General features: G+C 53.7%; 11 protein-coding genes. 8 read left to right on the forward strand and 3 right to left on the reverse strand.

Going from position 1 to position 14,524, the window contains the following annotated elements:
* Positions 1–612: 612 nt before the first annotated feature.
* Together selB and G491_RS31920 are read left to right on the forward strand one after the other, a co-directional pair.
* Positions 613–2,517 (forward strand): selenocysteine-specific translation elongation factor, encoded by a 1,905-nt coding sequence (gene selB, locus G491_RS0121695; protein ID WP_028316056.1) that lies wholly within the window; start codon positions 613–615, stop codon positions 2,515–2,517.
* A gap of 45 nt (positions 2,518–2,562) precedes the next feature.
* The gene (locus tag G491_RS31920) at positions 2,563–3,687 is read left to right on the forward strand and encodes a DUF2333 family protein (RefSeq protein ID WP_051327443.1); all 1,125 of its coding nucleotides are present in this window, start codon (positions 2,563–2,565) and stop codon (positions 3,685–3,687) included.
* Positions 3,688–3,815: 128 nt separating this feature from the next.
* Here the strand turns inward: G491_RS31920 and G491_RS0121705 are convergent, their stop codons facing one another.
* From G491_RS0121705 to G491_RS0121715, 3 genes are all read right to left on the reverse strand, one after another.
* Positions 3,816–4,250, reverse strand: a complete 435-nt coding sequence (locus G491_RS0121705; protein ID WP_084511632.1) for an META domain-containing protein — start codon at positions 4,248–4,250, stop codon at positions 3,816–3,818.
* Positions 4,251–4,444: 194 nt separating this feature from the next.
* Positions 4,445–5,578, reverse strand: coding sequence for a radical SAM family heme chaperone HemW (gene hemW / locus G491_RS0121710; RefSeq protein ID WP_028316058.1), 1,134 nt, complete (start codon positions 5,576–5,578; stop codon positions 4,445–4,447).
* Positions 5,579–5,611: 33 nt separating this feature from the next.
* Positions 5,612–6,793, reverse strand: coding sequence for a radical SAM protein (locus tag G491_RS0121715; protein WP_028316059.1), 1,182 nt, complete (start codon positions 6,791–6,793; stop codon positions 5,612–5,614).
* 244 nt (positions 6,794–7,037) lie between these two features.
* Between G491_RS0121715 and G491_RS0121720 the strand changes: the two genes are divergently transcribed.
* The 6 genes from G491_RS0121720 (at position 7,038) to G491_RS34400 (ending at position 14,390) form a co-directional block, all read left to right on the forward strand.
* Positions 7,038–7,616 carry an SPOR domain-containing protein gene (locus tag G491_RS0121720; RefSeq protein WP_028316060.1) on the forward strand — a complete coding sequence of 193 codons (579 nt, stop codon included), beginning with the start codon at positions 7,038–7,040 and terminating at the stop codon, positions 7,614–7,616.
* 166 nt (positions 7,617–7,782) lie between these two features.
* Positions 7,783–8,895, forward strand: coding sequence for a sulfotransferase (locus G491_RS0121725; protein WP_028316061.1), 1,113 nt, complete (start codon positions 7,783–7,785; stop codon positions 8,893–8,895).
* 166 nt (positions 8,896–9,061) lie between these two features.
* A complete protein-coding gene (locus G491_RS0121730) occupies positions 9,062–9,988 on the forward strand; it encodes a hypothetical protein (protein ID WP_028316062.1) in 927 nt (308 codons plus the stop codon).
* 24 nt (positions 9,989–10,012) lie between these two features.
* Positions 10,013–10,807, forward strand: a complete 795-nt coding sequence (locus G491_RS0121735) for a hypothetical protein (protein ID WP_139264757.1) — start codon at positions 10,013–10,015, stop codon at positions 10,805–10,807.
* A 956-nt stretch (positions 10,808–11,763) separates the two neighbouring features.
* Positions 11,764–12,246: a cache domain-containing protein gene (locus tag G491_RS0121740; RefSeq protein WP_035219795.1), complete on the forward strand. Its 483-nt coding sequence runs from the start codon at positions 11,764–11,766 to the stop codon at positions 12,244–12,246.
* 74 nt (positions 12,247–12,320) lie between these two features.
* Positions 12,321–14,390: a methyl-accepting chemotaxis protein gene (locus G491_RS34400; protein ID WP_051327444.1), complete on the forward strand. Its 2,070-nt coding sequence runs from the start codon at positions 12,321–12,323 to the stop codon at positions 14,388–14,390.
* Positions 14,391–14,524: the final 134 nt, after the last annotated feature.

The raw sequence follows: 14,524 nt of genomic DNA on the forward strand, positions 1-14,524 counted from the left end.
GAATTCAAAAAAAACTACTCCTATAAAAAAAGGACAGGGAGCGGTTTTGCCTCTTGACACGTATTACCCATAACAGGTTGGGGTAGAGCGCTGAAACAGCTCTTTGAAGTAAAGAAAGTGCATCCCGCCTAAATCGATTTTAACGTTTGCGTCGCCGCCGCGAAACCCAACAACACAGCACGGCTGCTACGGCCGCCATCCTCCGTCATCCTCGTGGAGGGAGGCTGGATATGGATACAAAGTCATGAAAATGAATGAGCAAATGACTCGAATGGCCGCAATTTGGAATCAGTCGCCGCCTTCCCATCATTTCCCTTAGCCCCCAGTTTAGTCTTTTCCAAGCCGAGGTCTGAAACAAACTTATCATTGACGCGTTGACCCATAAATTATATAGATTTTATCTTGTACGGAATTCTACCAGGGCAGGAGTTAAAGCGTGGTTTTAGCAATCCGAATAGTACTTACGATCATATTTTCCGTCGTCCTCATGCGCCTTTTTCGCCCGGAGGTTCATCTTGCGTGGGGAATTGTTCTGGGATGCTTTTTGTTGGGAATCGTATACATCCGGGAGCATTTCAGAAAAAAACAATCAAACGATAAATCCGACGCATTATGAAGCAAATCGTTTTAGGCACCGCCGGCCATATTGACCACGGCAAGACAAGCCTGATTAAGGCCCTTACGGGCATTGACACGGACCGCCTCCAGGAGGAGAAGGCCCGGGGAATCACCATAGAGCTGGGCTTTGCGTCCATTGACCTTCCCAGCGGGCAGCGGGTGGGCATTGTGGACGTGCCCGGCCATGAAAAATTCGTAAAAAACATGGTGGCCGGGGCCACGGGAATCGACGTGGTGGCCATGGTCATCGCCGCGGACGAAGGCGTCATGCCCCAGACCCGGGAGCATCTGGACATCTGCTCGCTGCTGGCCATCGAACACGGCATGGTGGTTCTGACCAAATCGGACATGGTGGACGAAGAATGGCTGGAGATGGTGACCGAAGACGTCATGGAATATCTCCAGGGCACCTTTCTGGAAGACGCCCCCATTGTCCATGTTTCGTCCGTCACCGGCCAGGGCATGGAGGAGTTCAAGTCCATCCTGGACTCCATTTGCAAAAAAATCCCAGATCTTCCGCCTTCCGGGCTGTTTCGCCTGCCCGTGGACCGGGTGTTCACCATGCACGGATTCGGCACGGTCATCACCGGCACCCTGACGTCCGGAAAGATTCAGGTGGGCGATCCCGTGGAGATCTATCCTTCGGGCGTCATGTCCAAGGTCCGGGGCATTCAGGTGCATAACGACGCCATGAACGAAGCCCAGTCCGGCATGCGCACGGCGATCAATTTCCAGGGTTTGGAAAAGGAATCGGTCAACCGGGGCGACGTCCTGGCCTCGCCGGGGGCTTTATTCCCCAGCTATATGGTGGACATTCATTTGGAGGCCTTAAAGAGCCTGACCAAGCCCATCAAAACCCGCCAAAAGGTGCGTTTTCACACCGGTTCCAGCGAAATCATGGGCCACGTGATCCTGTTGAACAAAAACGAACTGCTCCCCGGAGAAAGCGCTTTGGCCCAAATGCGGCTGGACGCTCCCGTGACCGTGGTCAAGGACGACCATTTTGTCATCCGCAGCTATTCCCCGGTGGATACTATCGGCGGCGGCCGCATTTTAAACCCGGTCCCTACCAAGCACAAAGCCAACAGGCCCGAAGTGATCGAGCACCTGGAAATGCTTTTGGACGCCGATCCCATGGAAATGGTCAGCCAGCTTGTTTCGGGGGCCAGTTACGCTGGCGCGTCTTTCGCCCAGTTGCTGGTCATGACCAATCTTCCGGCCAAGAAGCTGCAGGAAATGACAAACAAACTCCTGTCCCAGAAAACCCTGGTGACTGTGGACAAGGAAAGCAAGACCTACCTGCATAAAAAAATCATGGACTCCCTGGAAAAGCGGGCCGTCTCGTATATGGAGGATTACCACAAGGCCAATCCCCTGAAAAACGGCATGCCCAAGGAAGAGCTGAAAAGCAAGTTCCCGCCGATCCTGAGCGCTAAGACCTTTCATATGCTTTTGGAAATCATGACCTCCGCGGGCCTGGCGGTCCTGGAAGAGGACCTGATCCGGCTGGCGTCCCACACGGTTTCCCTGCAGCAGGACCAGGAGGAGGTCCGGGCCAAGATCGCCCAGGCTTACAAGGACGGCAAGCTCATGCCTCCGTATCTCAAGGAGATCGTCCAATCCATGTCCCTGGACCCGGCCAAAACCAAGGACTTGATTTCCCATATGGTGAGCGAACAAACCATCGTAAAGGTCAAGGAAGACTTATATTTTGACGCCGGCGCCATCCAGGACCTGAAGGACAGGCTCACGGCCTTTTTAAAGGAAAACGGGGAGATTTCCATGCCCCAGTTCAAGGAAATGACCGGAGCTTCCAGAAAATACGTCATCCCCCTTATGGAGCATTTCGACTCCATCAGGCTCACCTTGCGGGTGGGGGACAACCGGAAGCTGCGATAACACTCTTTTGAAGCGCCCTATTGGAAACCGGAAAGGAAAATTACCATGGATAAAGATGCAGTTCTCGCTAAAATAAGCCAATGGGGATCCGCCCTCTGGATCTGGATGCAGGACAGGAAGCACATGGCCTATGTGTTTATAGGCATGGTGGTTTTTATGATCCTGCTGTCCATCATGGTTTTCTCCGGAGGCGTGGAATCCCCGCAATATCAGACCGCCTCCAACTCGCATGCCACAGTCAGCAGCCACACAACAACGCCTGCGAAAGCGGTCTCCCACGATACGGCAGCCGCTGCCGCGCATGATACAGCAGCCGCCGCGGAATCCCACACTGCTCCGGCCGTTAAGGAAGAAACCACGCACAAGGCCGCGCCTGCAGCTTCTTCGCATGCCGCTCCGGTCGTACATTCCAACTTTCCCAAGGGCGTCTTTTTTGTAGAGCAGGCCATGAAGCCCATGCAATACGAACTGGACGGCCGGTTCTGGGGCTGGCGTCCCAATGACATCACCCGCCAGTTTACGGACAACGTCAACGAATTTCAGCTTGGAGTCCTGGAAGCCACCCGCCGCACCACGGAAAATCTGGCCAAGCGCCTTTCCCGCACCGGCGACACCGACTCTTTCGACCCCAATCTGGAACTGGCCATGAACCAGTTCATGATCGGCGCCAAAAGCCTTGTCTTTCCCTCTGCCGAAGGCGCCTACTCCACGGGCCTCAAGGAAATGGAAAAATACAAGGAGCGCCTGAAAAAGGGACAGGCCAGATTCTACGTCAGGTCCGACAACCTGATTCCCCTGCTCAAGGATTACCGGGACCTTCTGGGAAGCTGCGACGAAAACCTGGTCAAGTCCCACGAAGACAACGGCGAAGAGGTCAGCACCTTCAGCGCAGACAACTACCTGTATTACTCCAAGGGCGTGGCCAGCGCCGTGCACACCATGCTGGAAGGCATCCTGGTGGACTTCCAGGAAACCCTGGAGCCCAGGCACGGTGAAGAGTTGATCGAGCACGCCATCCACTCCCTGCATATGGCCAAGGAAATGGATCCCTGGCTGGTCACCGAAGGCGCCAGCGACGGATTCATCGCCAATCACCGCGCCAACATGGCCGCGCCCATCAGCCACGCCCGGTTCTATTTGGACAAGTTGATCGAAACCTTGTCCACCTAAACAACTCAGACACATCGCTAAAAACAGAATCCCCGCATGGGCCTGAAAGCCTGTGCGGGGATTTTTTTATTTTTCAGGGACGAATGCCAGGCAATCCCTACCGTTTCATCCTTGAAGCGGTTTTGGTTCTATTCATTAGGCGCCTGGCGGAATTGCATGGTTGTTTGGTTGTCGGTCAAGGTCAGATATAACACGCCGCCCTCGACTTTAAACGCGGCGACTTGCTGCAAATTATCCGCAAAAATGATGTCCTGCGAATCCCTGCAGAACATTTTGGTGGACATCATGGGGCCGAAAGAGAGTTTGCCCTGGCTGATTTTATAAGTCCCGCCGCCTCTGTTGCAGTCAAACTTCACCTGCGCACGGCCGTCAGCCAAAAAGATCGTGTAGCGCTCAGGGGCAATAACCGTGACATCGTGCTGCGGCCCCTTGGTGACGGTCCATTGCCAGGTTTTATTCAAAACAGCCCCAGGATCCGTGCTGGATAATTGGGCGTTTCCGCCGCCGGTTGCGCAGCCCAAAGTGATGAGACAAAGCATCAATACCGTGAAAGTTCTACCCATGTTCCTTCTCCCGCTTCATAAAAGGATTAAACAATGAAGAAAGCCTCGCCCGTTACGCTGAAATCACGCGCATAGACATTTCTCTTTCAGTTTGTGAGATTGAATCAGTATACTCGCAAAGATTGGGCGCGGCAACAATTGCGCCCAAGTTGGATTCCAAACGCCGTCCTTTACGAAGCCAGACGCCGTTACGCCTATTCCAGGCGATTGGCCAGCAACTGGCAGACGCCGTCGGAAAAAAGCATGCCCTTTTTGGTCAGGGCGAAGGATTGGGAGGATTCCCTGGCAAGGCCCTCATCCTGCAGACGCTTCCAGTCCGGTCCGAAAATGTCCAAAAACTCCCGGTCGAACCGCTGGAAAAAAGCCCCGGCGTCAATCCCTTTTGCCTGGCGCAACCCGGTGTAGAGCCACTCAAGCATGTGCTGCTCTTCCGTGAGTATTTCCGACTCTTCCATGGGCATTCGTCCTGCATTCACCATGGCAAGATAAATTTCCAGGTCGGAAACGTTCCATTGCCTGCCGATTTCCAAAAAGGAATGGGCGGCCGGTCCAAGGCCGAGATAGGGGGCGTGGTTCCAGTAGTGAAGGTTGTGGCGGCAGGCTTTTTCCCGTCCGCGGGAAAAGTTGGATATCTCGTAATGGAGAAATCCTTTACTTTCCAGAAAGTCCGAGGTGTGGAGAAAAAGCTCCCCCACCCTGCCCTCGTCCATGGGGGAGAACTCCCCCCGCTCCAACGCGCGCCCCAGGGGCGTGGATTCTTCTATGGTTAGGATGTAACAGGACAAATGGTCCGGGCCGTAAGCCAGCACGTCTTCCAGGTCCTTGGTCCAGGATTCTCTTGTCTGGCCCGGAACGCCGTAAATCAGGTCGCACCCCACGGAATCAAACCCAGCCTCCATGGCCCAGTCCAAAGCCAACCTGGCTTCGAAAGCGCTATGAATCCGGCCCAGGAATTGCAGCGTTTGGTCGTCCAACGATTGAACGCCCAGGCTGATCCGGTTGACGCCCGCTTGTTGAAAAGCCTCCAGATCGTTTTGAGAGACCGTGCCGGGATTGGCTTCCAGCGTGACTTCCGCGTCCGGGGCGATTCCGAAAATCAGACTGGCCCTTTCCAGGATTTCAGCCACGCGGCCGGGGGGCAGAACCGAAGGGGTGCCGCCCCCGAAAAATACGGTGTCAAAGGGGCCTGCATCCCAATCCCTGATTTGCATTTCCCGTTTCAAAGCCTGGATGTAAGCCGGGATTGCGGAGTCATCCGTCACCGAATAAAAATCGCAATACCGGCATTTTTTTCTGCAAAAGGGAACGTGGATGTACAAGCCGCCCATGGCGCCTCCCGGTTTTTCCGGCCTGGCAGGCCCTTACACGAACCGCTGCATGAGTTCGTAAATGATGGAATCCACATTTTCCGGATTGGCGCCAAGGCGGTTGACCACGCCCTGGGCCTGACTAAGCTGCCCCGGGTCTTTCATATCTTCCAGCCCCCGGAAGATGCCCGCGCGCCGGCCCACCTGATATAGAACCTGTTGGTCCGGAGGCAGGGCCAGAAAATCCTTAACCTGGGCGGTCATTTTCTCCTTGTCCTGGGGATACCTGCCTTCCAGGGTTTCAAACAGGTTCAAAATGTGGTCGCTCTTTAAGTAGCTTGTAACGCCGTCCAGGGTTTCCAGGAACAAAAGCAGCTCCTTGGCGGTTTCCACCCCAGTGAGAAGGTCGAAGGCGCCTTCCTGGTGCTCCTGATAAATGGGCGCGTTGGGCGGCAGGGCCAGACTGCGAACGCGAATGAAATCCGCATTAATCTGGTTGAGGGCGTCCGCGGTTTCCAAAGCATGGTCTTCGCTCAAATCCCGGCCGCCCAATCCGGGCATGACGTATTCGGACAATTCCATGCCCGCATCTTTCACCAGCCTCCCGGCTTTAATATGGGTCGCTTTGTCCACGCCCTTTTTCACCCGTTTCAATACCTTGTCCGATCCGGACTCCATGCCGATATGGATGCGGTTGAGCCCCGCCTCGGCCATGGCGGTCAGGTCTTCCAGGCTGATTCGGGCGATGGTGTGGGACCGGGCGTAAGAGGTGATGCGTTTGGTCCACGGGAACCTCCTGCGCAAATGCTGCAGGATTTCAATCAAGTCCTTGGGCTTGATAATCAGGCTGTTGGCGTCCTGGAGGAAAATGGACTCCATGCCGTAGTTGATCCAGTTGACGGCGGCCTGATAAGCTACGGGATCCTGGGGGTTGACCGTACGCACAGCCTCCTGAAGCTCCTGGTGCGTGATGCGGTCCTGCTTTTCCAGTATGGGCAGGATTCTTTCAAGATACCTGTGGACGGCCTCGATGTCTTCAATAACATGGTCCTTGGACCGCAGGGAAAACTGGGAGCCTTTATAAACCGGGCAAAAAGTGCACCGGTTCCACGGACAGTTCCGGGACACGCGAATAAGCAGGCTGCGCGCCTCGCTGGGCGGCCGTATGGGGCCCTGTTCAAACCCGTTATAGGTTTCCGCTTTACTTTTTCTCGCCTCTTTTTGACTCTGAGCCATACGTCAGCCTCCCCTTGTCTTCAATATTCACGTTGCCCGCTCTTTGCCTTCAGATTACCACGGGCGGCGGCGAGCCGCAAGGCATGCCTTTCAACGCCGAATTGTTAAAAAATTGTAAGTTGGACTGCAATACCTGCTTTGCATTTTTGCTGGCATGTGATATAGCCGATCCATGCTTACAATAAGACTTTCCCTCAGCTTGGCAACAAAGGCTTTTGTCCTGGCTGGAATCCTGACATCTCTCATGATTCCTTGCGCTCCTGCGTCTTATGCATGGGAGCAATCCCTGGATGCGGAAACGCCCTTGCAGTACACTATCCACATAACGGAAAAGGGCGACACCCTTTGCGACATGGCGGCCAGCCTGGATGTGTACGGCTCTTGCCTTAAGTGGCCCCAGCTGTATTACTATAATATTGAGGAAATTCGGGACGCCATCCCCCATGATATGGATCTGCCCTTCACTCCGCTGCCTCCGGGTCTGAGCATCGCCATTGTGCACCCCAGCAACGTGAAGGAGCGCGCCAGGAAGATCAACCGCGAATTCCGGAACTTTTGGACCATCAACGTCATGTCCCGGGATCAGTCCAGGGATCTGTCGGAACTGGCCTTGGCCCTCATGGATCAGGGCTACTACTGCTACATCACCAAATTCGTAACGGAGGATACGGTTTGGAAAAGGCTTAGGGTCGGATTTTTTCCCAGTTTGGAAATCACCCGGGAAATACAGCAGGAATTGGGGGAAAAAATGGGCCTGAACGATGCATGGATTGTCAAAGCTTCTTCCGAAGAGGTGCTGGAATTCGTGGGTTTTTTGGAGTAGCTTTTTCTGACCTTTCCGCCCGGCGGCCTTCCAGCCCCTTTTTCACGCTGTGAAATACCTCACTCCATAGATGTCACTTCATGTTTTCCCTTGCGCTATCAAACCATTTTTTCTATAAAGAACTTTTAATTCTTATACTTATACTTTTTTATGGAGGTAATGCACATTGGGCGATAATCAAATTAACTTCCAAACCATCCCCATGCACGGAAACCGCCGCAGCGTGGGTTGCGATGAAACCCGCGAAAAAATTTTGAATAACATGGTTATCGTGGGCGGCCCGTACCGGGGCGGAACAACCATTCTGACGGATTTCATCAACTCCCATGAAGAAATTTGCGTTGCCAGCGACTTTCTGGAAAGGGAGCACACCTCCATCTTTTATTTCGCCGGCCAAACCGGCTTATGCGCCTATGTGAAAAACCCGGAACTGTCCCAATACACGGCCCGGGGCATCATCGCCAACGGCGTGTTCGATGGCGAGCATATTGTGGGCCTGACCAAAATCCTGGGCAACGGGTTTAAAAACGAGCGCTTCACCTACCGGGGCGACAAGCGTTTTGTCATCAACGACCTGGGCCGTTACACCCTGCCCATCGAACAGTTTCACCAACGCCACAGGCTGGCCATGAAACACCCCGAGGTGGCTTATTGCTTTCCCAGGCTGGCCGGCGTTCTGAACAAGGCCAAAATACTGCTCACCTATCGGCCCATGCAGTATGTGGTTCGCTCCTGGGTGCGCGCCACCACGTCCAAACCCGGAACCTGGGCGGACCTGTTTGACGTCTGGCTGGACGACGAGGGCAAGAAAGCCCTGCCCGTCCACGTCCCCCACGATCTTAAGGACGCCTGGCAGGATTACAACGTCTTCCAGAGAATCGTCTGCTTCAATAATGAGTTGTACAAAGCCTTCCTGAATGGCGTTCGCACCCTGGACCGGGACCGCTTCCTGCTTTTGCACCACCAAAACCTGGTGGAGCACCCGGACCTGCACCGCAAAGCCATCTGCAGCTTTATCGGCATTTCGGACCGGTCCCGGAGCATGTTTGAGTTCCAGAAGAAATTCCTGCGCAACCGGAACAAGGAAATCTCGTTTACGGACGAACAAAACGCCCAGGCCAAGGAAGTGCTGGGCATGAGCCTTAAGGAAACCCAGGAAGCCTTTGAAGAGGAATTCGTCAAGGAACTCACGATTGTGCCGCGCAAACTGGCCACCACGACGCCTAAAGAGCCTCCCAAGGCCATGGTGACGCCCATGTTTTTCCAGCAAAGCGCATAAATTTATGAGTGACGTTCCAAGCAAAATCGTGTTGAATCGAGAAGGATCTTACGCAGATCCTTACAAAGTGACGACAATTATAACGGAGCCCTCCGGAGGCGCGCCGGAAAATCCATTAATCATCCTATTGTCAAGAGGGGCCTTCCTCCACGTTGAAAGCCCCGCAATGGCGAAAACCAGACAATGGATGGCGGACGGACTGAACGCCGTATGCATTGAAAGCAACTGCTTCATGACCGATTTTTTGAATATTCCGTCCCCCAGGCACAATTATCGCCTCACGGGCGGGTTGACGGACGAAATTTCGGGCGCCTTCAAAAACGGGATGGATTTGCAGGAACTGATCGCAGAATGCAAGAAAAAGAATGTTCACCCTGAGTTGCTATGCTCATTCAAACAAACTCCCCGCGGCCTGAAGCATATGTTTTTTCTGCAGGCTTTTGACATATTAACGGGTTTTGTCAACGCTCTGGAATCCTTGCAAGGCAACGGAGTGGTTCCGGAACGGATCATGGCCGCCGGCTTTTCTCACGGCGGCAACATGGTGCATATCTGCAATGCTTTTTGGCCGGGCCTTTTTAGCCTTGTTGTGGATGACTCCTCTATTGGGGAAGTGGATTACATCAAAACCCCCAGAAGGGTCTCTGTGCAAATTAACGGTCTCGCTGTTTCCTTTATTTGGAATTTCGACAGCCTTGTGGATGATGTGGAGCCGGATTTATACTATCCGGAAAAAATCTACGCCCAACTCAACGGAACATTCCCCCCGCCTGATATGTTCTTTTTTTCCAATGAAGAGGATGTAATCGGCGCCGCAGCAAAAAAAGAAACTTTGTGGGGAGAAAGGACCGGTTGCCATATATTCACGGCAAACAAGGAAAACCGTTTTCTGGAGGGGCTGTATAACTCGAGCGGCCACGCGGATTCCGACCGGACAGCTTTGATACAAAAGGCCCTGGACCTGGCATCTTCCCCAAAAAAATCCGGGACGGCGGAAAAGCCCGAACGTATTCGATTCAAAACAACACATTTTCTCTATGAGGTGGACCTCCCTTTCACCAGGAATGAGGCCGTCTCTATCAAGCCAATATAAGACCAAAGGGAGAACGACCGAACTATGATCATTATATCAGGTACTTACAGAACAGGCACCAGCCTTATGATGCAAATCATGGAGGAAGCGGGATTCGACGTTCTGGGGGAAAAATTCCCCAAAGCCTGGAAAGGCGCCAACAACCACCTTAATAAGGAAGGCTTTTACGAATCCCGATGGATCGACAAAGGCGTCAACAAGGAAAACTGCAAGCTGGACCCCAAAGCCACCCAGCTCAAAGCCTGCAAGGTCTTCACCCACGGCTTGGCCACCACCGACATTGAATACATGCACAAATGCATTCTCATGACCCGCGATTGGCGGGAGCAGCACAATTCCGCCACGATCCTGGACGAAACCAACCGGAAGTCCCACGGTAAAAAACTGGTGGGCTACTATCCCCCCGGACAGGTCTTTTTAATCAACTACGCCAAATTTCTGGCCGATTTCTCCAAAAGAAAATATCCGTCCATTGTGGTGGATTTCAATGACTTGGTTTCCCAGCCCGTAAAAACCTGCCAGAGGATCAGGAATTTCCTGGGCGCCGGCAGGTTCGACCTGGCGGCTCAGCGCATCAAGCCCAAATTGAAAACAGTGAGCGAAACAGGCCCGGAATGGAAAGAGCCCTTCCACCTGTTCATGGACCGTTTTTATAAAAAACTGAAAACCGGCCATTTGGAAGCCACCTTCCTAAAAGAAGCTCAGGCCTGGATCAACAAGGTTTCCCCTGAAATCCAGAAGTTCAATGAATTGAGAAAAGCGGAAGACGGCGACGATGCAAAGCCCCAGGCGGAAGCGGAGGGCGCCCAAGTCGCTTAGCGGGCCAGAGCCAAGCCCCATCCCCGACGGCTGAGGCCGCGCGCCGTTCTCTCCGTTAGATTATTTGCAGCTTCAAGGGCCGGATTTTCCGGCCTTTTTTTTTGTCTCTCCCCATGGAGCCCGCTAAACCAAGCCCAAGCGCCCCTTATAGTCACCCATGCCTGGAGCGGCGTTTCGTCGGCTTTTTTGCCGGCGCCGCTCAAAGCCGAGGTTGTTTGATGGCCCTCTCAAGGGCTGGGGCAAAGGACCGGCGCAGGCGGCTGGGATTATGGAAAGGGCGGTTTGGCCGGGCGGGAGAGGCCTGAAGGAATGTAAATTTAATTATCGTCAACATTCCTGCATGGCATGACGAAGTTCGTATATTGATTAGCATTATACATGGTACACATTGATTTCAAAGGATATTGAAGGGATTATATATTCATTTTAGACTACAAAGGCCGTTATAAATGATAAAACACCTGTTAAAAATAGCTTCTTCATGCTTACCATTTCATAAAATCCGTTGCAATTCTCTTAAAATTTTGTCACCATAGGCTCAGTATAACTAGTTCGGAATTTCGGCCGGGAGTGCTGACTCCCACCGGCTACATTTTTTCAGGTTCCTTTGTCAATAACAGAATAGAGTTGGTTTTTTTCCAAGGAAAATCATCGCATGCAGGGGGCGCCCCGGCGTGCAGACGGCTATAACAGCAGTAATGGTAGCAGGTTTGATGGATAGTTTGCCCACAGCCATGAGCACGACTCGCCGGGAATCGCCGCATAACCAATCTGTCCGCCGTATTTTCCAAAATCGCCACGTGATTCACACAGATCCCGTCTTCCGGGAATCATTAGCAGGGCTGCCGCCAAAGCAGTGATAGGGAATAAAGGAGCGGCGACGAACCGCGCTGTTCTTCATAAGTTCTTATATAGGCCATGCAAAGCGGCGACCTATTTAAAAAAAGGGAGGGAATATGAAAACAGTGCATGGATTGGGTTGGTTGGTTGTATGTCTTGCCGTGGTTTTGACCGTAGGCGCACCCGCTTTCGCGGGGGAACAGGCCGTCAAGGAGGAGTGTGTGGCCAAAGTGAAGCAGGCTGTGGAAATGGCCCAAAAAGTCGGAATGGAAAAGGCCATCCAAACCCTGAACAACCCTGACAGCCCCTATGTGTGGAAAGACTCCTACGTATTCTGCCTGGACCTGGAGAAGCGTCTGGTTATCGCCCACCCCGTCAACCCCGCACTCGTGGGCAAGGACTGGGCCATGAGCGCCAAGGACGCCAACGGCAAGATGTTTTTCGCCGAATTCATCAGAGTCGCCATGGATCCCGGAGAAGGATGGGTGGAGTATGTCTGGCCCAAACCCGGAGAAACCGCGCCTGTAAAGAAAGCCACCTATGTGCTTAAGGTTCCCGGCCAGCATTACTGCATGGGCGCCGGCGCCTATACGGAATAATGCAAAACGGGGATTATCTCTTTTTGCGCCATTTTGATTGCCCGCCGGGACGCCGGGCGGGCGGGAGTTAAGTTATGTTCTTATCCAAGATCAGGTTATCCAGCATCGGAAGACGCATCACCTTTTTGACCTTTATGGGCTTGTTGCTCATGGGGATCATCGCCGGAATGAACGGGGTGCTGAACTTGCGGAAAACCACTGCTAACCGGGTTGAACGCATGAGCCACGTGATCACCCTCAACGTGGTGGAAAGCATGAAGCTGGAAGAGCGCTTCCTGAACAACCCGCACCCAGAAACCCTATCGGAGCTGGAAGGCCTTTCCAAGTCCATTAACAACGCTACGGAAGGCATTCAAAAAAGAGCGACCGGAAATGCAGGCAACCCCCTATGGGTGGATATCAAGCATACGCTTCAGGGAACCTGGCAGGCTGCAATGGGGGGAGATACCGGCCCCACCGTTGAAGAACTTAGCAAAGCCATTGAAATCAGCTTAAAAGAACATGCCGAGATTTTTGAAAAAGCAGCCGAGAACACTCAGCAAATCGTCAAGGACGAAAATGCCCTGGCGGCGCAGGCCGAACAGGAAAGCCAAGCGCTGAAGGACTTTATAGCAAGCGTCAATCAAAAGGAAGTGCAGTTGATGATGTCCGGCGGCAAAACCCTGGATCCGGCCCTGGCGGGGCTCCGCGATGAGGCCAAAGACCTGCTGCGCGCTACGGAACAGGTTCTGGCCCACGTGCGCGCCCTGGTCTACATGCATGTTGACGGCGGCGAAGAGCAGCAAAAAGAGTATATGGCCCAGCGGCGGGAGACGCTTGACAACTTCAAGCTGCATGTGACCAACACCATCAACGGCTTAGCCGCCATGCCAAAGCAGGAATATGCAGACCTGGCCGACCAATTCTCCGCGGCCAAGGACGAGTTCCTGGCCCTGGAAGCCGCCATTATCGACAAATGCGAAAAGAAAAAGCAGTTGGCCGTAGAACTCCAGGGAACCCGAAAAAGAGTCCGGGAAGCTGCTGAAAAAATCGCCGAGCACACGGAAAAAAGCATTTTCATGAGCGAAAGCATTCAGCACGCCGTAGGCTACACCGTCGTATTCAGCGGCCTTGGCTTCATGATCCTGTTGGGCTTCGCCGTCCACCGCTCCATTGTAAAACCCGTCAGAATGGTGGTGGAGGGGCTTAAAAACATCTCGGAAGGAGAAGGCGACCTGACGGTCCGCCTGTCCATTAAAGACGATTCGGAAATGGGGGAGCTGGCAAAGTATTTCAACCTCTTTATTGAAAAACAGCATACCATGATCAACCGGATCTCCGACGCCGCGCAATCCCTGGGCGCTTACACCCTCGAGGTCACTAGCACGGCGTCCCAACTGGCGGCCAGCGCCGCCGAGGAAACCACCAGCGTTTCGGAAGTGACCACCACCACCGAAGAGGTTAAGCAAACCGTGGCTCTTTCCAGCGAAAAAGCCGAAATGGTGGCCCAGGAATCAGACGCCATGTCCCAGGTTTCCCAGGCGGGCATCGACGTCACGACAAGAGCCTCCGACGGCATGGCCGCCATCATGGAGGAAATGGAGTATATCGCCCAAAGCATCATCAAGCTGAGCGAACAAACCCAAAGCATTGAAGAAATCATCAACGCCGTTACCGAGCTTTCCAACCAGTCGGACCTGCTTTCCGTCAACGCTTCCATCGAGGCCGCCAAAGCCGGGGAGTTCGGCAAAGGGTTTGCGGTAGTCGCCCAGGAAGTGAAAAACCTGGCCCACCAGTCCCGGGAGTCGGCCAACCAGGTGCGCCGCATCCTTCAGGAAATCCATAAAGCCACGGACGAGGCCGTCATGGCGGCCGAACGGGGCGCCAAAGCCGTGGAAGCAGGCAAAAACCTTTCCCTGGAATCGGGAAAAGCCATCGGGGAACTGACGAAAAGCATAGAACAGTCCGTCAGGTCGGCGGCTCAGATCGCCTCCTCCTGCCGCCAGCAGCTTGCGGGCATGGAACAGCTTGACATGGCCATGCGCAGCATCAGCGTTTCCAGCGGCCAAAACCTGGACAGCTCCAAGCGCCTGGAGGAACTCACCAAGGGGTTGCGTGACCTGGGCTATGCGCTGGAGAGCGAGACCAAACGATTTAAGCTGTAAGGAAATTTTAGCGGAATTTCCTTCACGCTAAACAGCCGGGGGCCAGCAAGGGCGCCTCCGGCTGTTTTATTTCACGCCCTCAGACGCTCCCTGCCGGAGCGAAAAAAAAAGTGATCCCCCTCCCCTTTTTCCAG

It is taken from the genome of Desulfatibacillum aliphaticivorans DSM 15576 (genome assembly GCF_000429905.1).
Lineage (GTDB): Bacteria > Desulfobacterota > Desulfobacteria > Desulfobacterales > Desulfatibacillaceae > Desulfatibacillum > Desulfatibacillum aliphaticivorans.

Excerpts from the sequence above, each read along its gene's own strand:
- selB (WP_028316056.1), top strand. The coding sequence starts at position 613 with ATGAAGCAAATCGTTTTAGGCACCGCCGGCCATATTGACCACGGCAAG.
- G491_RS31920 (WP_051327443.1), top strand. The coding sequence starts at position 2,563 with ATGGATAAAGATGCAGTTCTCGCTAAAATAAGCCAATGGGGATCCGCC.
- G491_RS0121705 (WP_084511632.1), bottom strand. The coding sequence starts at position 4,250 with ATGGGTAGAACTTTCACGGTATTGATGCTTTGTCTCATCACTTTGGGC.
- hemW (WP_028316058.1), bottom strand. The coding sequence starts at position 5,578 with ATGGGCGGCTTGTACATCCACGTTCCCTTTTGCAGAAAAAAATGCCGG.
- G491_RS0121715 (WP_028316059.1), bottom strand. The coding sequence starts at position 6,793 with ATGGCTCAGAGTCAAAAAGAGGCGAGAAAAAGTAAAGCGGAAACCTAT.
- G491_RS0121720 (WP_028316060.1), top strand. The coding sequence starts at position 7,038 with ATGATTCCTTGCGCTCCTGCGTCTTATGCATGGGAGCAATCCCTGGAT.
- G491_RS0121730 (WP_028316062.1), top strand. The coding sequence starts at position 9,062 with ATGGCGAAAACCAGACAATGGATGGCGGACGGACTGAACGCCGTATGC.
- G491_RS0121735 (WP_139264757.1), top strand. The coding sequence starts at position 10,013 with ATGATCATTATATCAGGTACTTACAGAACAGGCACCAGCCTTATGATG.
- G491_RS0121740 (WP_035219795.1), top strand. The coding sequence starts at position 11,764 with ATGAAAACAGTGCATGGATTGGGTTGGTTGGTTGTATGTCTTGCCGTG.
- G491_RS34400 (WP_051327444.1), top strand. The coding sequence starts at position 12,321 with ATGTTCTTATCCAAGATCAGGTTATCCAGCATCGGAAGACGCATCACC.